A 20,401-nucleotide genomic window follows, 5' to 3' on the forward strand; every position below is an offset into this window, starting at 1 on the left:
GGATCGTCTCGATTCCTGACCGGACCGCTGCTCCGACGAACGCCGGCGCCCAGAAGGGGCGCCGCTGCAGACGTTAAGGAGACAGACCTCTTGGAAGGTCCTGAAATCACATTCGCCGAAGCCGTTCTCGACAACGGCTCGTACGGTACCCGCACCGTCCGCTTCGAGACCGGCCGCCTCGCGCAGCAGGCTCAGGGCGCCGTCGCCGCCTACCTCGACGAGGACACCATGCTCCTGTCGGCCACGTCGGCCTCGAAGAACCCGAAGGACAACTTCGACTTCTTCCCGCTGACCGTCGACGTCGAGGAGCGCTCCTACGCCGTCGGCAAGATCCCCGGCTCGTTCTTCCGCCGCGAGGGCCGCCCCTCCACCGAGGCGATCCTGGTCTGCCGTCTGATCGACCGGCCGCTGCGCCCCTCGTTCGTCGAGGGCCTGCGCAACGAGGTCCAGATCGTCATCACGGTCCTCAGCATCGCGCCGGACGAGTTCTACGACGCCCTCGCGATCAACGCCGCGAGCGCGTCCACGCAGATCTCCGGCCTGCCGTTCTCCGGCCCAGTCGCCGGCGTCCGCCTGGCGCTCATGTCCGACGGCTCCGGCAACGACCAGTGGGTCGCCTTCCCCAAGGCCTCCCAGCTGGAGAACGCCGTCTTCGACCTCACCGTCGCGGGCCGCGTCGTCACCAACGAGGACGGCTCCTCGGACGTCGCCATCATGATGGTCGAGGCCGAGGCCACGGAGTCCTCCTGGAACCTCATCAAGGCGGGTGCGACCAAGCCCAGCGAGGACGTCGTCGCCGAGGGCCTCGAGGCCGCCAAGCCCTTCCTCCGCGCACTCGTCGAGGCGCAGGCGAAGCTCGCCGCCGAGACCGCGAAGCCGGTCAAGGACTACCCGGTGTTCCTGCCCTACGCGCAGGAGACCTACGACAACGTCGCCGAGCTCAGCTACGACGAGCTCGTCCGCGTGTACCAGATCGCCGACAAGGTCGAGCGGCAGGACGCCGACGACGCCCTCAAGGCGCGCGTCAAGGAGCAGATCGCCGAGCGCATCGCGTCGGGTCAGCTGTCGGCCGAGGCCTACAACCAGGTCGGAGCGGCGTACAAGTCCGTCACGAAGGTGGTCGTCCGCGGCCGCATCCTCCGCGACGGCGTGCGCATCGACGGACGCGGCCTGGCCGACATCCGCCCGCTCGACGCCGAGGTGCAGGTCATCCCGCGCGTCCACGGCTCGGCCATCTTCCAGCGCGGCGAGACCCAGATCCTGGGCGTCACCACGCTGAACATGCTCAAGATGGAGCAGCAGATCGACTCGCTGTCGCCCGTCACCAAGAAGCGGTACCTGCACCACTACAACTTCCCGCCCTACTCGACCGGTGAGACCGGCCGCGTCGGATCGCCGAAGCGTCGCGAGATCGGGCACGGCTTCCTCGCCGAGCGCGCCCTCGTGCCGGTGCTGCCGAGCCGCGAGGAGTTCCCCTACGCGATCCGCCAGGTCTCCGAGGCGCTGAGCTCCAACGGCTCGACCTCGATGGGCTCGGTCTGCGCGTCGACCCTGTCGCTCCTCAACGCCGGAGTGCCGCTGCGCGCCCCGGTCGCGGGCATCGCGATGGGCCTCGTGTCCGACGTCGTCGACGGCCAGACCCGCTACGCGGCGCTGACCGACATCCTGGGCGCCGAGGACGCGCTCGGCGACATGGACTTCAAGGTCGCCGGAACCGCCGAGTTCGTCACGGCCATCCAGCTCGACACGAAGCTCGACGGCATCCCGTCGTCGGTGCTCGACGCCGCGCTCAAGCAGGCCAAGGACGCCCGCACCACGATCCTCGCGGTGCTCACGGCGGCCATCGACCAGCCCGACGAGATGGCCCCGACCGCGCCCCGCGTGATCTCGGTGCAGATCCCCGTCGACAAGATCGGCGAGCTGATCGGCCCCAAGGGCAAGACGATCAACGCGATCCAGGACGAGACCGGCGCCGACATCTCCATCGAGGAGGACGGCACCGTCTACATCGGAGCCGTCGACGGCCCGTCGGCCGAGGCCGCGCGTGCGCAGGTCAACGCCATCGCGAACCCGACCAACCCCGAGGTCGGCGAGCAGTTCCTCGGAACCGTCGTCAAGCTCGCGACGTTCGGCGCGTTCGTCTCGCTCCTCCCCGGCAAGGACGGACTGCTGCACATCAGCGAGGTCCGCAAGCTCGCCGGCGGCAAGCGCGTCGAGAACGTCGAGGACGTCCTCGGAGTCGGTCAGAAGCTGCTCGTCCAGATCACCAAGATCGACGACCGCGGCAAGCTGTCCCTCGCGCCCGTCGTGGCCGAGGAGGCCGAGGCAGAGGCTCCCGCCGAGAGCTGATCCCTCCTGCACGACCGTGACGCCCGTCCCACTCCGGTGGGGCGGGCGTCCGTCGTCGGCGGGGGCATGGGGTACGGTGGCGGGACCGCGCCGCACCGCCCCGACCGGAGGACTCCGTGACCGACCCGACGCCCCTGGCCACCGAGCCGGAGACGCCCCTCCTCTCACGCACCCTGGGTCGGACCGGCCTCCCCGTGCATCCTCTCGCCCTCGACGGCTCCGTCTTCGGCTGGGCCGCCGGGATCGACGACACCACCGAGGTGCTCGACGCGTTCGGCCGTCTCGGCGGCACCCTGATCTCGACCGCGGACCACTACGCGACCGGTCGGAGCGAGTACATGATCGGCCGCTGGCTCGAGCAGAGCGGGCTGCGCGAGCGGATGCTGGTCGCGACGAAGGTCGGCCGGCACCCGGACGCGCCGGGCCTCGCCCCGGAGGACGTCCGCATCGCGATCGAGGGGAGCCTCGAGCGGCTCGGCACCCGGATCGACCTGCTCTCGTTCGACAGCGAGGACCCCGGGATCCCCATCGCCGACAGCCTGGCGGCGGTCGCGCCGTTCCTGGCGGACGGCTCGGTCGGCGCCCTGGGCGCCGCGCACTTCAGCGGAGCCGCGATCACGGCGCTGCACGAGACGGCGACCGCGTTCGCGCTGCCGTCGCTCTCGGCCGTCGTGTCGGAGTACAGCCTGATGGAGCGCCGGACCTACGAGACCGACGTCGCCCCCGAGGTGGTGCGGCTCGAGCTCGGCACCCTCGCGCGGCTGCCCCTGGCGAGCGGCTACCTCACCGGCGCCCTGCGCAGCCGCACGGACGAGCCGGAGTCGGCCCTGTTCGAGGCGGGCCTGGACTACGTCGGCCGCCACGGCTCCCGCGTGCTCGCGGCCCTCGACGAGATCGCCGGGGCCCACGGCACGGAGCCCGGCGTGGTCGCGCTCGCCTGGGTGCTCTCGCACCAGGAGGTCTCGGCGGCGATCGTCCGGGCGCGGAACGCCGCGGAGCTCGAGTCGCTGTTCGCGGCGGCCGCGCTCCCGCTGACCCGCAGCGACGTCGCTCAACTGGACCGCGTCTCCGCCTGAGGCCCTCGCCCGCTGGTCCACCGCCGTCGGGCGCCGCGCCCCGCGCCGTGCTCGGAGCGGGGCGCGGCGAGGTTCAGCGGCGCAGGATGCGCGCCTCCCACGGGCCGAGCGTCGACCCGGTCGCACCGGCGACGTTGCCGAGGACCGTCTCGGCAGCCGCCCACTCCTCGAGCAGCGGCACCTCGAGCGGCTCACCGGACACGTTCCCGACGACGAGCAGCTCGCCCGGTCCGGTGCGCGTGAAGGCGAAGAGCGCGGGGTGCTCGGGCTCCAGCAGCGCGAAGCGGCCCAGCTGCACCGTCTCGTCGGCGTGCCGCAGCGCGATCAGCGCCCGGTAGTACTCGAAGACCGACCGCTCGGCGGCCCGATCGGCGGCGACGTTCACCTCGGCGGCGTTCGGGTTGACCGCGATCCACGGCTCGCCGGTCGTGAAGCCGGCCTGGAGGCTGTCGTCCCACTGCACCGGCGTGCGGGCGTTGTCGCGGCTCTGCGCGCGCAGCCCGGCGAGCACGGTCGCCGGGTCCTCGCCGCGCTCGCCGACGGCCTCGGCCCAGTAGTTCAGGGACTCGACGTCGCGGAAGTCCTCGATGCCGGCGAACGGGACGTTCGTCATCCCGATCTCGTCGCCCTGGTAGATGTACGGCGTGCCGCGCTGGAGGTGGAGGAGCGTCGCCCAGAGGGTCGCGGACTCGTAGCGGTGCGCGCCGTCGTCCCCGAAGCGCGAGACGAGACGCGGCTGGTCGTGGTTGCCGAGGTACAGGCTGTTCCAGCCGCGCTCGGCCAGGCCGTCCTGCCAGCGCGCGAGGTTGGCCTTCAAGGCGACCAGGTCCAGCGGCACCGGGTGGAACTTGTCGACTCCGTGGTCGATGCCGACGTGCTCGAACTGGAAGACCATGTCGAGCTCACGCCGCTCGGGATCGGTCACGAGCACCGCCTCCTCGAGGGTGACCCCGGGCATCTCGCCGACGGTGAGGAAGGAGCCCTCGCGGTGCGCGAACACGGCCTCGTGCATCTCGCGGAGGTACTCGTGGAGCCGCGGACCCACCCCTCCGACGATGCCCGCGCCGCCCTGCTCGCCGTCGACGGCTCCGACGTCCTTCGAGACGAGGTTGATCACGTCCATCCGGAAGCCGTCCACTCCGCGGTCGAGCCAGCGGTTCATCATCGCGTGCACCGCGTGCCGCACCTCGGGGTTCTCCCAGTTGAGGTCCGGCTGCTGCACCGCGAAGAGGTGGAGGAAGTACTCGTCCGTCGCCGGGTCGAGCGTCCAGGCCGGGCCGGAGAAGTAGGAGCGCCAGCCGTTCGGCTCGGCGACGTCGAGGCCGGCGCCGGCGGCCGCCTCGAGCTCGCGGCCGGGCTCGGCCGAGCGGCGCCCGCGGCGCCACCAGTACCAGTCGCGCTTCGGGTCCTCCTGCGAGGAGCGGGACTCGACGAACCAGGCGTGCTCGTCGCTCGTGTGGTTGACCACGAGGTCCATCACGATGCGGATGCCGCGCTCGTGGGCCTCCGCGAGGAGCAGGTCGAACTCCTCCAGCGTCCCGAACCGCGGGTCGATGTCCTCGTAGTCCGAGATGTCGTAGCCGTTGTCGTGCTGCGGCGACGGGTAGACCGGCGAGAGCCAGATCACGTCGACCCCCAGGTCGGCGAGGTGGTCGAGCTTCGAGCGGATGCCGCCCAGGTCGCCGATGCCGTCGCCGTTCGAGTCCGCGAACGAGCGCGGGTAGATCTGGTAGACGACGGCGCTCGTCCACCAGGGCGCTGACGTCTCCCGCTCGGGGGAGTCGGAGGTCGGGGCGGCGGTCTCGGAGGGGGTCGGGGCGGCGGAGTCCATGGTCGCGAATCTAGCCCGGACGGCCGACACGGAGGGGCCCGCCGCACCGCTCGCCGGCGCGAGTCGACCCCGCCGGCGGCGCCCGTGTAACGATCTGGTGAACCGTGCGCGACCCGGCGGAGTGGCGGCTACGGCGCTCGGATACTCTCTCCCCTGGCGGGACCCGAGCCGCCGCAGGGAGAGTGGTGGCGTGCCCAGGGACAGGACCGGCGCCGTCGTGCGGGCTCCCCGTCACAGTGCCGTCCCGCTCCCGCCCGCGGCCTCCCGCGCAGCCTCCTCGAGCGGCGTCCTCGCCGAGACCGGCCCCGTCGAGCCGACCGCCGTCGCACCCTCGCACCGCCGGCCGATGGGCGACTCCGGCCACGATCTCTTCCCCTTCGTGCTCGACGCGGCGGCGCTCGGCCGCGACGACGGTGCCGCGCTGCTCGAGCGCTACGCGGCGTGGGGCGGCAACGGCGTCGTCGTCACCGACTCGAGCCTCGCGGAGGGCGTCGGCGGCTGGCCCGCCGGACACCGCGACCGGGACCGCTTCCTCCTGATCGGCCGCTTCGCCGCTCCGGTCGGCGCGCCCGCGACGCCGCGTGCGCTCGTGGACCGTGTCGAGGGGGCGCTGCGCCGCCTCCGCACCGATCGCCTCGATGTGCTGGCGGTCCGCCCCGACGGGGCCGGGCGCCTCGACGAGCTCCTCAGCGCTGTCGACGTGCTGCTGGCGCGCGGGCTGGTGCGGTCGGTGGTCGCCTCCGGATTCTCCCCGGAGGAGCTGTTCGAGGCGCGCGTCCTGGCCGCCCACGGGCTGCCCCGCCTCGCCGGCGCGGAGGTCCGCTGGAACCTGCTGGAGCGGCCCGGCTCGGAGGGCGATCTCGGCCTCGTCGCCGCCGGCCAGGGACTCGCCCTGCTCGCGACCGTCCCCCTCGCCCACGGGTTCCTCCGCGGCGCCGAGCGCACCCGCCGCGAGCTCGGCCGCCTGCCCGACGGGGCACTCGCCGCCGCCCACCTCGGGCGCCGCGGACGCCGGGTCCTCGCCGTCCTCGACGCGATCGGTGCCGAGCTCTCGGCCGCTCCCGCCGCCGTCGCCCTGGCCTGGCTGCTCGGCCGGCCGCGGCTGACCGCCGCGACGGTCGCCCCGCGCTCACCCGCCGACGTGGACGCGCTGGTGCGCGCGGTCTCGCTCGAGCTCGACCCCGGACACCTGGCCGCGCTGGAGCGCGCGCGCCGCTGACCGCGCCCGTCCGCGACGCCCCCTGCACCTCTCCCGCCACGGCGCGACAGCCCGGCTCGGGCCGCCGTCGCGGTGGCCTAGGGTGGGCACGATGAATCACGGAGTCGCACTGCCCCTCGACCAGCCGGAGACGTCAGTCCGGGCCGCAGGCGGATCCACGGTCCGCCGCTCCGTCCTCCCGAGCGGTGTCCGCATCCTCAGCGAATCGGTGCCCGGCGCCCGCAGCGCCACGATCGGCTTCTGGGTCGCCGCGGGTTCTCGCGACGAGCGGCCCGGCCGCCCCGCGACCGCGGGCGAGCCCGCCGTGCCCTCCAACGTCGGCTCGACGCACTTCCTCGAGCACCTGCTGTTCAAGGGCACGCAGAAGCGGTCCGCCCTCGACATCGCCGTGTCCTTCGACTCCGTGGGCGGGGAGCACAACGCTCTCACCGCCAAGGAGTACACCTGCTACTACGCCAAGATCCAGGACCGCGACCTCCCGATGGCGGTCGAGGTGATCGCCGACATGGTGACCTCGAGCCTGATCGATCCGGACGAGTTCGAGACCGAGCGCGGGGTCATCCTCGAGGAGCTGGCGATGGCGGACGACGATCCGGCCGACGTGGCGGGCGAGAAGCTGTTCGAGGCCGTGTTCGGTGACCACCCGCTGGGCCGCCCGATCGGGGGCACCGCCGCGACCATCGGCGAGGCCACCCGGGACGCGGTCTGGGCGCACTACCGCGCCGCCTACCGCCCGCGAGACGTGGTGATCACCGTCGCCGGCGCCGTCGACCACGAGGCGCTCGTCGCGCTGCTCCAGCGGGTCCTCGTCGCCGACGGCTGGGACCTCGGCACGGCGGCCCCGCCCGTCGAGCGGCGCGTCGGCGGCCGTGCGTCCTACACCCGCGGCAGCGCCCTGTCGGTGGTGCACCGCCCCACCGAGCAGGCGAACCTGCTGGTCGGCTTCCCCGGTCTCGCCGCGGGCGACGAGCGGCGGATGACGATGGGCGTCCTCAACTCGATCCTCGGCGGCGGCATGTCCTCGCGGCTGTTCCAGGAGGTGCGCGAGAAGCGCGGCCTGGCCTACTCCGTCTACTCCTTCGCCCCGTCCTACTCGGACGCGGGCCTCTTCGGGCTCTACGCCGCGTGCACCCCGGCGAAGGCGGGGACGGTCGCCGAGCTCCTGCTCACCGAGTTCCACCGCCTCGCCGAGGACGGCGTCACCGACGACGAGCTCGCGCGCGCCCGCGGCCAGCTCTCGGGAGCGGCGGCGCTCGCGCTGGAGGACTCCGACACCCGGATGTCGCGCCTCGGACGCGCCGAGCTGACCTTCGGCGAGTTCGTCGACCTCGACGAGAGCCTGCGCCGACTCGCCCTCGTCGGCGCGGAGGACATCCAGGCACTCGCGGCAGACTTGGCCCGGGGGCCGTCGTCGATCTCGGCCGTCGGCGCGGTCGACGAGTCGGCCTTCGCCGGGATCGCCGGGATCGAGAGCGCCTCCGCGATCTGATCCGATCGTCGAACGCCCGCTGACCGCGCACCGCCGCGCCGCACCAGGGAGGACCCCGTGTCCCACTACATCTACCTCGTCCGCCACGGCGAGCAGCAGGACGCCGAGCACGGCATGCCGGACGGCCCGCTCTCGGCCCGTGGTGAGCGCCAGGCGAGGCTCATCGCCGAGCGGCTCGGCGGAGTCCCCTTCACCGGAGCGTGGCACTCCCCGCTGCGCCGGGCCGAGGAGACGGCCGCGCGCTTCCAGACGCTTCTGCCGAGCCTGCCGCTCCAGCCGTCCTCGCTGCTGTTCGACTGCATCCCCTCGGGGCCGACCCCGGACATGCCCAAGGCGTTCGAGCCCTTCTTCGGCAGCGTCACCGCGGCCGAGATCGAGGCGGGGCACGCGCAGATGCAGGACGCGGTGGCCGAGTTCCTGGCGCCGTCGCGCGAGGACCGCCACGACCTCCTCATCACCCACAACTTCGTGATCGGCTGGTTCGTCCGCCACGTGTTCGACGCTCCCGACTGGCGGTGGCTGGGCCTCAACCAGGCCAACTGCGGGCTGACGATCATCCGCGTCCGCTCCCGCAAGCCGCCGGTGCTCGTCGTGCACAACGATCTCTCGCACCTGCCCGTGGAGCTGCGCACCGGCCTGCCCGAGGCCCAGCCGTACTGAGCCGCGGGCTACGCTGAGTCGGTGACTACCTCCGTCGCCGTGGTCGGCGCGTCCGGCCGACTCGGCTCGTTCACCTGCTCGCTCATCGAGGCGTCGAGCGAGTTCTCGCTCGTCGCGCGGCTCGGCTCGCGGAGCGATCCCGCCGAGATGCTCGCGGCCGACGTCGTCGTCGACATGACCGTGCCGGCCGTCAGCCAGCAGATCGTCGACTTCGCCGTGGCCAACGGGAGGAAGGTGCTCGTCGGCACCTCCGGCTGGACCGGCGACCGGATCGCGGCCCTCCGGCGCAGCGTCGCCGAGCAGCCGGAGGCCGGCGTCGTGATCATCCCCAACTTCTCGCTGGGCTCGGTGCTCGCGACCGCGCTGGCCACCGTGGCCGCGCGCTTCTTCGACGCCGCCGAGATCGTCGAGACCCACGGCGCCCGCAAGGTCGACTCGCCCTCCGGGACCGCGGTCCGCACGGCCGAGCTGCTGCTGCGCGCCCGGGCCGAGCTCGGTCCGGTGCAGGCTCCGCACACCGACCAGCGGGCCCGCGGCCAGCAGGTCGCGAGCGTCCCGGTCCACAGCCTCCGCCTGCCCGGAGTGGAGGCGCGCCAGGAGGTCGTCTTCGGCGGCACCGGCGAGACGGTCACCATCCGGCACGACACCACCTCGCAGGCCTCCTACGAGCAGGGCGTCCTGCGCGCTCTCGACGCGGTCCGGACGACCACGGGCGTGGTGGTGGGCCTCGACGCGCTGATCGACCTGCGCGCCGCCTTCGACGCCGCGCCTCTCGACGAGCGGCCGGTCGACGAGCAGCCCGTCATCGACCGGGCTCCGTCCGGCCAGGCCGCCGCAGCGACGAGCACCCCGTGAGGACCCGCATCGGCGTCGTCCTGATGGCGGTCCTGCTCGCCCTCTACCTGTTCGTCTGCCTGCAGTACTCCGTCGTCGCCTTCGCCGCGGCGACGGTGCCCGGCATCGTGATGGGCGTCGGCCTGCTGATCCTCGGCGCCGTCGGCGTCTGGGGGCTCGTGCGCGAGCTGCTGTTCGGGCTCCGCGCCGAGAAGCTGGCCCGTCGGCTGGAGGGCGAGAACGCGCTGCCGCAGGAGGTCCTCGACTCGCGGGCCAGCGGGCGTCCGCTCCGGGAGGAGGCGGACGCGCTGTTCCCGCAGTACGCGGAGGAGGTCGACGCGCAGCCCGGCAGCTGGCGCGCCTGGTACCGCCTCGGCCTCGCCTACGACGCCAGCGGCGACCGCAAGCGCGCCCGAGGCGCCATCCGCCGGGCCATCGCGCTGGAGCACGAGGCTCCGGCCTGACCGCTCGGCCGCGACTCGAGCGCGGCTCTCCGGGCGAGGACCGCTCGGGCGGCCGGGATCAGGCGAGCACCCACTCCAGCGCCGCGCCGACCGTGCGGTGGCGGAACTCGAAGCCGTCGTCGAGCAGCCGCTGGGGGACCAGGCGCTGGCTCGAGAGCAGGAGCTCGTGCCCGGCGTCGCGCAGCGCGAGCTCGATGATCTTCTCGGGGACGGCCAGCTTGAACGGGCGGTGCAGCTGCTCGGCGAGGGTGCGCATCACGTCGTTCGCGGTCGCCGGCACCGGTCCGGCGAGGTTCACCGGGCCCGAGAGCGAGGACGTGAGCAGGTGGCGGATCGCCGCGGCCTCGTCGTAGAGGCTGATCCAGGGCCAGGCCTGGTTGCCGCTGCCGAGCGGCCCGCTGAGGCCGAGTTTCGTCAGGGGCAGGAGCGGCTTGAGCGCGCCGCCGTCGCCGAGGACGAGCCCGGTGCGAGCGGTGACCACCCGCGTGGCCTCGGGCGCGAGGTGGGCGGCCTTCTCCCAGCGGTCGACGACGTCGGCGAGGAACCCGTCGCCGCGCGAGGACTGCTCGGTGAGCTCCTCGCCCGGGCGGTCTCCGTAGTAGCCGACCGCGGAGGCGTTGATCAGCGTCGTCGGCGGGGTCGAGGACATCCGCATCGCGTCGGTGAGGGTCTGCGTGGACTGGATCCGCGAGTCGAGGATCTCCCGCTTGTAGGACGCGGTCCACGGCAGGCGGCTGATCGAGGCGCCGGAGAGGTTGATCACGGCGTCGACGCGGTCGAGCACGCTGAAGTCGAGCATGTGCGAGGTGGGCGCCCAGTGGAACTCGTCCGGGCTCGACGGCGCGTGGCGCACCAGGCGCAGGATCTCGTGCCCCTCGGCGCGCAGCTGGCGGGTCAGCTCGGAGCCGATCATCCCGCTGGCGCCCGAGATCAGGACGCGGAGCCGGGGAGCGGACGCATCCGGCCGGGCCGAGGGCAGCTCGGACGGCGTCGACACGTGCTCGCCCGGCGTGCGCGCGGCGCGTCGCGGCGAGCCGGAGTCCGTGGTCCCGTCGTGGTCGGAGTGCCGTGCGGATGAGTCGCTCATGGTGCCTCCCGGAGCCGGTCGCGGGCCGCCCGCGAAGCGGACCCAGCCTAGAGCCTCACGCCCGGGAGCCGGCCGAGCGCCCGACCAGGCCGGCCCGCGCGAGCACGAGGTAGAGCTCGCAGCCCAGGCAGAGGCCGAACACGGCGTTGAGGAAGGCGGCGAGGAAGGCGACGGCCGCGGCGACCGGAACCGATCCCGGGACGCCGGCGACGTGCAGGAGGACGCCGGTGCCGGTCACCACCAGGCCGATCAGCTGGGCGAAGCGCGGCGGGCGGGCGTCCTCCCACTCGCGCGGCGGTGCCAGGTGCGGCCGGACCACCCGGCGGAACAGCACCGCCCAGGGGCCGGAGCCGACGCCGCGCGCGGCCGACCAGGCGAAGAGGGCGGCGAGCGCGAGCAGCAGGAGGAAGCCGGGCTGGGAGAGCCGGCCGTCGAGGTCGGCCCGGGCCGGGGCCGCGAGCCCGAGGCCCACGGCCGTGAGGAGGAGTGCGGCGGTGACTCCGGCGGCGACCCTCGGACCGCGGGGATCGACGGTGCCGGACGGGGGAGTGGCGCCGGTGGTGGAGGGGGAGCGGGTGCTCATCATGTCTCCTGGAGTCGGTCGAGCTCGATGGTCAGGGCGGCGCGGGTCGGAGCGCCGCCGATGCGGCTGCGCGGCACTCCGTCTCGATCGAGCAGGAGGAGCGTGGGCGTCTGCCGGACGCGGAAGCGCGCCGCGAGGTCGGGGCGGTGCGTCAGATCGACGTCGAGGTGCGCCAGCCCGGGCCGCTGCTGGGCGAGCTCCCCGACCATCCGTCGCACTGCAGGGCACCGCGTGCAGACGTCGGTCGAGAACTGCACGACTGTGGCCCGGGTCCCGAGCACTGCGCCGGGGACGAGCTCGCCGGGGTCGATCGCGGGGCCCTGGCGCGAGGGGACGCCCGCGACGCGCCCGGAGCGGGCCCGATGGACAGCCCCGAGGACGACGCCCAGCACGACGAGGCCGAGCAGTGCGGCGAGGATCGTCACGGGCTCCATCCGGGAAGCGTAGGTCGGCGCAGGCGCTGCGCGGACGACTGTTTCGGGATGTGACGACGGCCGCGGTCGGAGCGTGGTCTAGGTTCGATCCGTGACCGAACAGAGCAGCCTCAGCGCAGACCCGAGCAGTCCCGTCTTCCGCAGTGATGTCGTCGTCGAGCTGGTCCGCGCGAGCGCCCACGACTCGGACGTGCTGTTCGCGGCCCGCGTCTCGACCCAGGGCGAGAAGACGCTCGCCGAGGCGCTCGACGGCGAGGAGTCCGACGCCGAGCTGCAGCGCAAGCGCGACCGCGGACTGATCAACTACCTGATGCGCGACCGCCACGGCTCGCCGTTCGAGCACAACTCGATGACCTTCTACGTGCAGGCGCCGATCTTCGTCTTCCGCGAGTTCATGCGGCACCGCATCGCCTCCTACAACGAGGAATCGGGCCGCTACCGCGAGCTCCGCCCGGTCTTCTACGTGCCCGGCCCCCGGCGCAACCTCGTGCAGGTCGGCAAGCCCGGCGCCTACTCCTTCGAGCCGGGCACCGCGGAGCAGGCCGAGCTCGTCGCCGAGGAGACGCGCCGCGTCAGCACGCAGGCCTACGAGTCGTACCGGCGGATGCTCGGCGAGGGCGTCGCCCGCGAGGTCGCCCGGATCGTCCTCCCGCTGAACATCTACTCGTCGATGTACGTCACGCTCAACGCCCGCTCGCTGATGAACTTCCTCTCCCTGCGCACCAAGCGCGAGGACTCGACGTTCCCCTCCTTCCCGCAGCGCGAGATCGAGATGGCGGCCGAGCAGATGGAGACGCAGTTCCAGGAGCTGATGCCCCTCACGGCCGCCGCCTTCACAGCGAACGGCCGCGTCGCCCCGTAGCCCGCCGCCCGGCGAGGACGAGCGGGCCGTCCCGCCCGATCGCCTGCTGCCGTCCGCGCGGGCGGCTCCGGGAAGCTCCTCCCGGCGGCGCGGCGGCGACCCGCTACCCTGGCAGCGTGTCAACTCCGGAGAATCCCTTCGGCCAGGTCCTGGTCGCCCTGGTCACCCCGTTCACCGCCGACGGCGAGGTCGACTGGCCCGGTGTCGAGAAGCACATCGACGACTGCATCGCAGCGGGCGCGGACGGCATCGTGGTCACCGGGACCACGGGCGAGACCAGCACCCTGACCGACCCGGAGAAGATCCGCCTCGTCGAGGTCGGCCGCTCGGTCGCCGGGGGCCGCGCGAAGATCATCACGGGAGGCGGCTCGAACGAGACCGCCCACGCCATGCAGCTCGCCCGTCAGAGCGAGAAGGCCGGCGCCGACGGCAACATGATCGTCACCCCGTACTACAACAAGCCCACGCAGGCGGGCGTGCTCACCCACTTCCGGATGATCGCGGATGCGACGGACCTGCCGGTCATCCTCTACGACATCCCCGGCCGCACCGGCGTGCCGATCCGCTACGAGACGATCCTGCGGGCGGCCAAGCACCCGAACATCCTGGCCGTGAAGGACGCGAAGGGCGATCTCTCCGAGGTCAGCCGCGTGCTCAACCAGACCGACCTGATGTACTTCTGCGGCGACGACGCGAACGTGCTCCCCGAGCTCGCCATCGGCGCCACGGGGCTCATCGGCGTCACCGCGAACATCGCCGCCGCGCCGTACCGCACGATCGTCGACGCCGTGAACGCGGGCGACCTCCACGCGGCCACTCGTGCGCACCAGCAGCTCGAGCCGCTCGTGCGCGCCGTGATGACGCACGTCCCCGGGACCGTCGCCGCGAAGTACATCCTGCACGGCCTCGGCCGCATCTCCTCGCCGCGCGTGCGGCTGCCCCTGGTCGGCCCGGAGGAGTCGGAGGCGGCGCTCATCGAGGACGAGCTCGGCCTGGTCCGCGACATCCCGGGCGTCGACTTCCGCAACTTCCGGCCCGACCGCAACGCCGCGGCCGGCGGCGCCCTCCCGAAGGTCGCCGGCACCACCCGCTGAGCCCGAGCGGCACGTCCCGAGAAAGCACCGCTGGAGAAGGAGGGCGCATGCCCGGTCCCGTGATCATCCCCGCCCCGCTCGCTCCGGGAACGCTCCGGATCATCCCTCTCGGCGGCCTCGGCGAGATCGGCCGCAACATGACCGTCTTCGAGATCGACGGCAGGCTCCTGGTCGTCGACTGCGGCGTGCTCTTCCCGGAGGAGGACCAGCCGGGCGTCGACCTGATCCTCCCGGACTTCACGCCCATCCGGGACCGGCTCGACGACATCGTCGGAGTGGTCCTCACCCACGGCCACGAGGACCACATCGGCGCCGTCCCCTACCTGCTCCGGCTGAAGCGCGACATCCCGCTGATCGGCTCCACCCTCACGCTCGCCCTCGTCGAGGCGAAGCTCAAGGAGCACCGGATCACGCCGTACACGCTCACGGTGAAGGAGGGCGACGTCGAGAACCTCGGGCCCTTCGAGCTCGAGTTCGTCGCCGTGAACCACTCGATCCCGGACGCGCTGGCCGTGTCGATCGTCACCGACGCCGGCTCGGTGCTGCACACCGGCGACTTCAAGATGGACCAGCTGCCGCTCGACGGCCGGATCACCGACCTGCGCGCCTTCGCCCGCCTCGGCGAGGAGGGCGTCGACCTGTTCATGGTCGACTCCACCAACGCCGACGTCCCCGGCTTCACGCCGAGCGAGCGCGACATCGGCCCGGTCATCGAGAGCGTCATGGCCAGGGCGACCCGCCGCGTCATCGTCGCGAGCTTCTCCAGCCACGTGCACCGGGTGCAGCAGGTGCTCGACGCGGCCCACGCCACGGGCCGCCGCGTGGCGCTGCTCGGCCGCTCCATGGTCCGCAACATGCGCATCGCCGCGGATCTCGGCTACCTGCACGTCCCTCCGGGAGTCCTGGTCGACATGAAGAAGTCGGGCGACGTCCCCGAGGACAGGATCGTCTACATGTCCACCGGGTCGCAGGGCGAGCCGATGGCCGTCCTCAGCCGGATGGCCAACCTCGATCACCAGATCGAGCCGGGGGAGGGCGACACCGTGATCCTCGCCTCCAGTCTCATCCCCGGCAACGAGAACGCGGTGTACCGGGTCATCAACGGGCTCACGCGGCTCGGAGCGACCGTCGTGCACAAGGGCAACGCGAAGGTGCACGTGTCCGGGCACGCCGCGGCCGGCGAGCTCCTCTACTGCTACAACATCCTCAAGCCGCTGAACGTGATGCCGGTGCACGGCGAGTACCGGCACCTGGTCGCGAACGCGCAGCTCGCGCGTGAGACCGGGATCGCGGAGGAGAACACGATCATCGCCGAGGACGGCACCGTGATCGACCTGCTCGACGGCAGGGCGACCGTCGTCGGACGGCTCGACCTGGGGTTCGTCTACGTCGACGGATCGTCGGTGGGCGAGATCACCGACGCCGACCTCAAGGACCGGCGGATCCTCGGCGAGGAGGGCTTCATCTCGATCATCGTGGTGGTCGAGGCGGGCACGGGGCGGATCGTCGTCGGCCCCGAGATCCACGCGAAGGGCTTCGCGGAGGACGACAGCGTCTTCGACGAGGTCAAGCCGCGGATCGCGGCCGCGCTCGAGGAGGCGGTGCGGAACGGGGCGAGCGATCAGCACGCGCTCTCGCAGGCCGTCCGTCGCGTCGTCGGCCGCTGGGTCAACACCTCCTACCGCCGCCGGCCCATGATCGTGCCGCTCGTCATCGAGGCCTGAGCCTCCCGGCCGGCGGCGGATCGGCGCCGGCGGTCGCGGCGCGGGTCACCGGCCCTGACGGGGGCGGCGGGTACGGTGGCCTCATGGCGACCAGTACCAAGACGACCTCGCGCGGGCGCGGCAGCGCGACTCCGCGCTCCGGCGCGCCGCGATCCGGACGGGGCTCGGGCAAGGCGGCCGCCGAGACGAAGACGGTGGCCTTCGAGTCCGCCCCGCGCACCAACCCCGCCGTGCGGTTCTGGATGGCGCTGGCCCACCTCGCGGGCGGCGCCGCCCGCGCCCTCGGTCCAGAGCGGCTGGCGAAGGAGGAGCGCCGCGACGGCGTCCCCTTCCTGCTGCTGCTGCTGGCCGTCGCGGGCGCGGTGGTCGAGTGGTTCCTCGCGACCGACCCGGTCGCCCTGGTGCTCGACGCGTGGAGCTTCGGCGGCTTCTTCGGCCGGGTCGCCTACGTGCTGCCGGTCGTCCTTCTCCTCTTCTCCCTCTGGCTCTTCCGGCACCCCCGGTCCGTCGACGACAACGGGCGGATCGGCGTGGGCGTCATCACGCTGCTCGTCGCCTCCGCCGGCATCTGCCACGCGCACCTCGGCCTGCCGCAGCCCGGCCAGGGAATCGAGACCATGGCGGCCGCGGGAGGCGTCCTCGGCTGGCTGGTGGGCGCCCCGCTCGCGGCGATCGCCACCGTCCCCGGCGCGACCGTGCTGCTGTCGCTCGTGATCCTGCTGTCGCTGTTCATCATCACCAAGACCCCGCCGAACCGCATCGGCGCGCGCTCGCGGGAGCTCTACGGCTACCTCTTCGGCGCCCCCGTGCTCGACGACGAGGAGCGCGCCCGCCTCAAGGCCGAGCGGGCCGCCGCCAAGGCCGCGGCGAAGGCGGAGGCCGAGCAGGAGGAGGACGCGCAGCAGGACGGCGGAGAGCTGCCCTGGTGGCGGCGCACCGAGTCCGGGCGCGAGGACGAGCCGACCGTGCAGACCGAGCTCCCGATCGACTCCTTCACCGAGGTGCTCGAGGGCGCCGCGCCCGCCCGCGGCCGCGCGAAGGGCTTCGACACCGCGCTCGAGGAGCGCGACGACGAGGCCCACCCGCCGACCCGCTCCTACGCCACCGAGGTGCTGGCCGAGGCCGAGACCGCCGAGGCGGCGCTCGCCCGCTTCGAGCAGACGGGCGCTCCCCGCGGCGCGACCGGCGTGGTCGACGACGACGCGACCGAGGTCATCCGGCTCGACCGCCTCGACGTGGCGCCCGCCGTCCCGGTCCCGCCCGTCATCGAGACCGGCCCGATCGCGCCCCTCGCCGAGGAGGACCCGACCGCCGGGTTCGACTCCTCGTTCGAGGACGACGCGCCGTACCGCCTCCCCTCGGCGGCCGCCCTCTCGACGGGCACGCCCTCCAAGGCGCGCTCGGCGGCCAACGACGAGATGGTCCGCGCCATCACCGAGGTGCTGCAGCAGTTCAACGTGGACGCGACGGTCACCGGCTTCTCCCGCGGCCCGACCGTCACCCGCTACGAGATCGAGCTCGGCCCCGGCGTCAAGGTCGAGCGCGTCACCGCGCTCAGCAAGAACCTGTCCTACGCCGTCGCCAGCAACGAGGTCCGGATCCTCTCCCCGATCCCGGGCAAGAGCGCGATCGGCGTCGAGATCCCCAACACGGACCGCGAGATCGTCTCCCTGGGCGACGTCCTCCGCTCGCCGGCCTCGACGACGTCCACGCACCCGATGACCATCGGCGTCGGCAAGGACGTCGAGGGCGGCTACGTCGTGGCGAACCTCGCCAAGATGCCGCACCTCCTGGTCGCCGGCTCCACCGGCTCCGGCAAGTCCAGCTTCGTCAACTCGATGATCACGAGCCTGCTGATGCGCGCGCGCCCGCAGGACGTGCGGATGGTCCTGATCGACCCCAAGCGCGTGGAGCTCACCATCTACGGCGGAGTGCCGCACCTGATCACTCCGATCATCACGAACCCCAAGAAGGCCGCCGAGGCGCTGCAGTGGGTCGTGAAGGAGATGGACATGCGCTACGACGACCTGGCGTCGTTCGGGTTCCGTCACATCGACGACTTCAACGCGGCCGTCCGCGCGGACGAGATCAAGCTCCCGGCGGGCAGCAGCCGCGTCCTCAAGCCGTACCCGTACCTCCTCGTGGTGGTCGACGAGCTCGCCGACCTGATGATGGTCGCCCCGCGCGACGTCGAGGACTCGATCGTGCGGATCACCCAGCTCGCGCGCGCCTCGGGCATCCACCTCGTGCTGGCCACGCAGCGGCCGAGCGTCGACGTGGTGACCGGCCTCATCAAGGCGAACGTGCCCAGCCGCCTCGCCTTCGCGGTGACCAGCGTGACCGACTCGCGGGTCATCCTCGACCAGCCGGGAGCCGACAAGCTCATCGGGCAGGGCGACGGCCTCTTCCTCCCCATGGGCACCAACAAGCCGATGCGCGTGCAGGGCGCCTGGGTCCGCGAGGACGAGATCGCGAAGGTCGTCGAGCACGTCACCCGTCAGGCGCAGCCCGAGTACCGCCAGGACATCACCGTGCAGGCGCAGCGCAAGGAGATCGACTCCGACATCGGGGACGACCTCGAGCTGCTGGTCGCGGCGGCCGAGCTCGTCGTCAGCACGCAGTTCGGCTCGACCTCGATGCTGCAGCGCAAGCTCCGCGTCGGCTTCGCCAAGGCCGGCCGACTGATGGACCTGCTCGAGTCGCGCGAGGTCGTCGGCCCCTCCGAGGGGTCGAAGGCCCGCGACGTGCTGGTCACCGCCGAGCAGCTGCCGGGCGTCCTCGCGCGCATGCGCGGCGAGGACCCGGGCGAGGGGCCGGCCGCGCCGTCCTCGGTCGCCCCGGACCCGTACGCGGATCCGCTGGCCGAGCCGACGGGGCCCGCCGCCACCGACTACCACGACGACGACGAGGGGTCCGGCGAGGACGCCTGGACGCTGACGGGACGCGAGTGACCGTCCCGGTCGCCCGCACTGCGAGGAACGGCGGAGCACGATGACCCACCCCACCGCACCGGCTCCGGCCGCGTCGGGCAACTGGAACCTGCCGAACGCGATCACGGTCGTCCGGATCCTGCTGGCGCCCGTCTTCTTCTGGCTCCTGCTGGCCGACGGGGGGCAGGACGGCGGGATCCGGATCGCCGCGGCGCTCCTCTTCATCGTCGCGATCGCCACGGACGGCATCGACGGGCACATCGCCCGGAGCCGGGGCCTCGTGACCGATCTCGGCAAGCTCCTGGATCCGATCGCCGACAAGGTGCTGACCGGTGCGGCGCTCGTCGGGCTCTCGATCCTCGCGGAGCTGCCGTGGTGGGTGACGATCGTCATCCTGGTGCGCGAGATCGGCATCACCGTCTTCCGGATGGCCGTGCTCTCGGACCGGGTGATCCCGGCGTCACGGGGCGGCAAGCTCAAGACGATCGTGCAGTCGATCGCGATCTCCCTCGCTCTGCTGCCGCTCTGGGCCGTCCTCGGCGAGTGGGTCCACTGGCTGAACGGGATCACGATGACGGCCGCGGTGGTGCTCACGGTCGCCACCGGGATCGACTACCTCGCCGACGCCGCCCGCCAGAGCCGGGCCGCCCGGTCGACGCGGTGACGGCCGCGCAGCTGATCGCCGAGCTCCGGCGGCGGGGTGTCGACCTCGCCGTCGCGGAGTCGCTCACCGGCGGCGCGCTCAGCTCCGCCCTCGTGGAGGTGCCCGGCGCCTCCGCCGTGTACCGCGGGGGAGTGGTGAGCTATGCCACCGACCTCAAGGACCGGCTCCTCGGGGTCGACGCGCGCGTCCTCGGCGAGCGGGGGCCCGTCGATCCCGGAGTCGCCGTGCAGATGGCGCGCGGAGCGTCCTCGTGGCTCGCAGCCGACGGGCGTCCGACGCTCGGCCTGGCGACGACGGGGGTCGCCGGTCCGGATCCGCAGGGGGATGCGGCCGTCGGCACCGTCTTCGTGGCGGCCGTCCTCGGCGAGGACGAGCTCGTCCGTGAGCACCGGTTCGACGGCGACCGCGCCGCGATCCGCGCCGCCTCGGTCGACGCGGCTCTCGCCCTCGGCGCGGAGCTGATCTCCCGCGGCGCATGAGGCGGATACCCAGCGAGGGCCCTCCGGGAATCGGAATGCGCCGCATTGCGGCCCGGTTACAACTGGTGTCGCTCACACGCAAAGTCCAGTCATCCGGTATTAGAGTCGACACCATACGAACCGGGTAGTGAACAGCTATCCGGTTCTCTCGTCCCAGCCCCCCGATCACCCGCTCCGGAGAATCTCCGGCGCTCGTGCTCGCGGTGCAGGTGCACGACATGCGGTTGACGTGGAGAAGGAGGGTCCAGTGGTTCTAGTTCGTCAAGAGATCGGCGATGTCCTCAGGGACTTTCGCCTGCAGAAAGGTCGTACGCTCCGTCAGGTGGCGAGCAAGGCGAGCGTTGCGCTCGGCTACCTGAGCGAGGTCGAACGCGGTCAGAAGGAGGCCTCCTCGGAGATCCTCGCCTCTGTCGCCGACGCCCTCGACACCCCCATCTCGGTGATCATGCGCGAGGTCGGCGATCGTCTCGCCGTCATCGAGGGCATCGACACCATCCCCGACACCATTCCGGCCGACATGGTCGCCGGCTTCGACGCGGACCTCGTCACGCAGTAGTCGGCCCCCGTCCCCTCCACTCACCGCACCCGTTCCACGCGAAGGGCGCCCAGGCTCCGGCCGGGC

General features: G+C 72.6%; 18 protein-coding genes. 14 read left to right on the forward strand and 4 right to left on the reverse strand.

The window, feature by feature from the left end; all coding sequences use genetic code 11:
• Positions 1-90: 90 nt before the first annotated feature.
• Together C5C33_RS05460 and C5C33_RS05465 are read left to right on the forward strand one after the other, a co-directional pair.
• Positions 91-2,349 carry a polyribonucleotide nucleotidyltransferase gene (locus C5C33_RS05460; protein WP_104260621.1) on the forward strand — a complete coding sequence of 753 codons (2,259 nt, stop codon included), beginning with the start codon at positions 91-93 and terminating at the stop codon, positions 2,347-2,349.
• Positions 2,350-2,465: 116 nt separating this feature from the next.
• On the forward strand, positions 2,466-3,425 hold the full coding sequence (locus C5C33_RS05465; RefSeq protein WP_104260622.1) for an aldo/keto reductase: 960 nt from the start codon (positions 2,466-2,468) through the stop codon (positions 3,423-3,425).
• A 73-nt stretch (positions 3,426-3,498) separates the two neighbouring features.
• On the opposite strand, the gene C5C33_RS05470 is transcribed toward C5C33_RS05465, so the two are convergent.
• A complete protein-coding gene (locus C5C33_RS05470) occupies positions 3,499-5,256 on the reverse strand; it encodes an alpha-glucosidase (RefSeq protein ID WP_104255563.1) in 1,758 nt (585 codons plus the stop codon).
• A gap of 190 nt (positions 5,257-5,446) precedes the next feature.
• Between C5C33_RS05470 and C5C33_RS05475 the strand changes: the two genes are divergently transcribed.
• From C5C33_RS05475 to C5C33_RS05495, 5 genes are all read left to right on the forward strand, one after another.
• On the forward strand, positions 5,447-6,475 hold the full coding sequence (locus C5C33_RS05475; protein ID WP_146076624.1) for an aldo/keto reductase: 1,029 nt from the start codon (positions 5,447-5,449) through the stop codon (positions 6,473-6,475).
• Positions 6,476-6,566: 91 nt separating this feature from the next.
• A complete protein-coding gene (locus C5C33_RS05480; RefSeq protein ID WP_104260638.1) occupies positions 6,567-7,964 on the forward strand; it encodes a pitrilysin family protein in 1,398 nt (465 codons plus the stop codon).
• Positions 7,965-8,021: 57 nt separating this feature from the next.
• Positions 8,022-8,624, forward strand: a complete 603-nt coding sequence (locus C5C33_RS05485) for a histidine phosphatase family protein (RefSeq protein ID WP_104224462.1) — start codon at positions 8,022-8,024, stop codon at positions 8,622-8,624.
• Positions 8,625-8,645: 21 nt separating this feature from the next.
• Positions 8,646-9,479, forward strand: coding sequence for a 4-hydroxy-tetrahydrodipicolinate reductase (gene dapB / locus C5C33_RS05490; RefSeq protein ID WP_104250174.1), 834 nt, complete (start codon positions 8,646-8,648; stop codon positions 9,477-9,479).
• Entirely contained in the window at positions 9,476-9,922 is a 447-nt protein-coding gene (locus C5C33_RS05495) for a hypothetical protein (RefSeq protein WP_104250175.1), read from the forward strand. The genes dapB and C5C33_RS05495 overlap by 4 nt, the downstream gene beginning before the upstream one ends.
• Before the next feature lie 58 nt (positions 9,923-9,980).
• On the opposite strand, the gene C5C33_RS05500 is transcribed toward C5C33_RS05495, so the two are convergent.
• The 3 genes from C5C33_RS05500 to C5C33_RS05510 are packed head-to-tail and all read right to left on the reverse strand — an operon-like array spanning position 9,981 to position 12,026.
• Positions 9,981-11,009, reverse strand: a complete 1,029-nt coding sequence (locus C5C33_RS05500) for a TIGR01777 family oxidoreductase (RefSeq protein WP_104238626.1) — start codon at positions 11,007-11,009, stop codon at positions 9,981-9,983.
• A gap of 55 nt (positions 11,010-11,064) precedes the next feature.
• Positions 11,065-11,592 carry a DUF4395 domain-containing protein gene (locus C5C33_RS05505; protein ID WP_104224466.1) on the reverse strand — a complete coding sequence of 176 codons (528 nt, stop codon included), beginning with the start codon at positions 11,590-11,592 and terminating at the stop codon, positions 11,065-11,067.
• Positions 11,592-12,026, reverse strand: coding sequence for a thioredoxin family protein (locus C5C33_RS05510; RefSeq protein ID WP_104224467.1), 435 nt, complete (start codon positions 12,024-12,026; stop codon positions 11,592-11,594). Before C5C33_RS05510 ends, C5C33_RS05505 begins: the two co-directional genes overlap by 1 nt.
• A gap of 91 nt (positions 12,027-12,117) precedes the next feature.
• On the opposite strand from C5C33_RS05510, the gene thyX reads away from it, so the two are divergent.
• The 7 genes from thyX (at position 12,118) to C5C33_RS05545 (ending at position 20,335) form a co-directional block, all read left to right on the forward strand.
• Positions 12,118-12,888, forward strand: a complete 771-nt coding sequence (gene thyX / locus C5C33_RS05515; RefSeq protein WP_104260624.1) for an FAD-dependent thymidylate synthase — start codon at positions 12,118-12,120, stop codon at positions 12,886-12,888.
• A gap of 116 nt (positions 12,889-13,004) precedes the next feature.
• Entirely contained in the window at positions 13,005-13,982 is a 978-nt protein-coding gene (gene dapA, locus C5C33_RS05520) for a 4-hydroxy-tetrahydrodipicolinate synthase (RefSeq protein WP_104224469.1), read from the forward strand.
• A 47-nt stretch (positions 13,983-14,029) separates the two neighbouring features.
• Positions 14,030-15,706, forward strand: coding sequence for a ribonuclease J (locus C5C33_RS05525; protein WP_104224470.1), 1,677 nt, complete (start codon positions 14,030-14,032; stop codon positions 15,704-15,706).
• An 83-nt stretch (positions 15,707-15,789) separates the two neighbouring features.
• Positions 15,790-18,657 (forward strand): DNA translocase FtsK, encoded by a 2,868-nt coding sequence (locus C5C33_RS05530; protein WP_104260625.1) that lies wholly within the window; start codon positions 15,790-15,792, stop codon positions 18,655-18,657.
• A 40-nt stretch (positions 18,658-18,697) separates the two neighbouring features.
• Positions 18,698-19,300, forward strand: coding sequence for a CDP-diacylglycerol--glycerol-3-phosphate 3-phosphatidyltransferase (gene pgsA, locus C5C33_RS05535; RefSeq protein WP_104226303.1), 603 nt, complete (start codon positions 18,698-18,700; stop codon positions 19,298-19,300).
• Complete coding sequence (locus tag C5C33_RS05540) at positions 19,297-19,779, forward strand: CinA family protein (RefSeq protein ID WP_104247914.1); 483 nt, start codon at positions 19,297-19,299, stop codon at positions 19,777-19,779. Before pgsA ends, C5C33_RS05540 begins: the two co-directional genes overlap by 4 nt.
• 247 nt (positions 19,780-20,026) lie before the next feature.
• Positions 20,027-20,335, forward strand: a complete 309-nt coding sequence (locus C5C33_RS05545; RefSeq protein ID WP_068207524.1) for a helix-turn-helix domain-containing protein — start codon at positions 20,027-20,029, stop codon at positions 20,333-20,335.
• Positions 20,336-20,401 lie beyond the last annotated feature (66 nt).

This window comes from Rathayibacter sp. AY1H3 (assembly GCF_002932015.1).

What these genes read in the sequence shown, in the direction of transcription:
- C5C33_RS05470 (WP_104255563.1), bottom strand. Translation starts at nt 5,256, where the DNA reads ATGGACTCCGCCGCCCCGACCCCCTCCGAGACCGCCGCCCCGACCTCC.
- C5C33_RS05480 (WP_104260638.1), top strand. Translation starts at nt 6,567, where the DNA reads ATGAATCACGGAGTCGCACTGCCCCTCGACCAGCCGGAGACGTCAGTC.
- C5C33_RS05500 (WP_104238626.1), bottom strand. Translation starts at nt 11,009, where the DNA reads ATGAGCGACTCATCCGCACGGCACTCCGACCACGACGGGACCACGGAC.
- C5C33_RS05505 (WP_104224466.1), bottom strand. Translation starts at nt 11,592, where the DNA reads ATGAGCACCCGCTCCCCCTCCACCACCGGCGCCACTCCCCCGTCCGGC.
- C5C33_RS05510 (WP_104224467.1), bottom strand. Translation starts at nt 12,026, where the DNA reads ATGGAGCCCGTGACGATCCTCGCCGCACTGCTCGGCCTCGTCGTGCTG.
- C5C33_RS05525 (WP_104224470.1), top strand. Translation starts at nt 14,030, where the DNA reads ATGCCCGGTCCCGTGATCATCCCCGCCCCGCTCGCTCCGGGAACGCTC.
- C5C33_RS05530 (WP_104260625.1), top strand. Translation starts at nt 15,790, where the DNA reads ATGGCGACCAGTACCAAGACGACCTCGCGCGGGCGCGGCAGCGCGACT.
- pgsA (WP_104226303.1), top strand. Translation starts at nt 18,698, where the DNA reads ATGACCCACCCCACCGCACCGGCTCCGGCCGCGTCGGGCAACTGGAAC.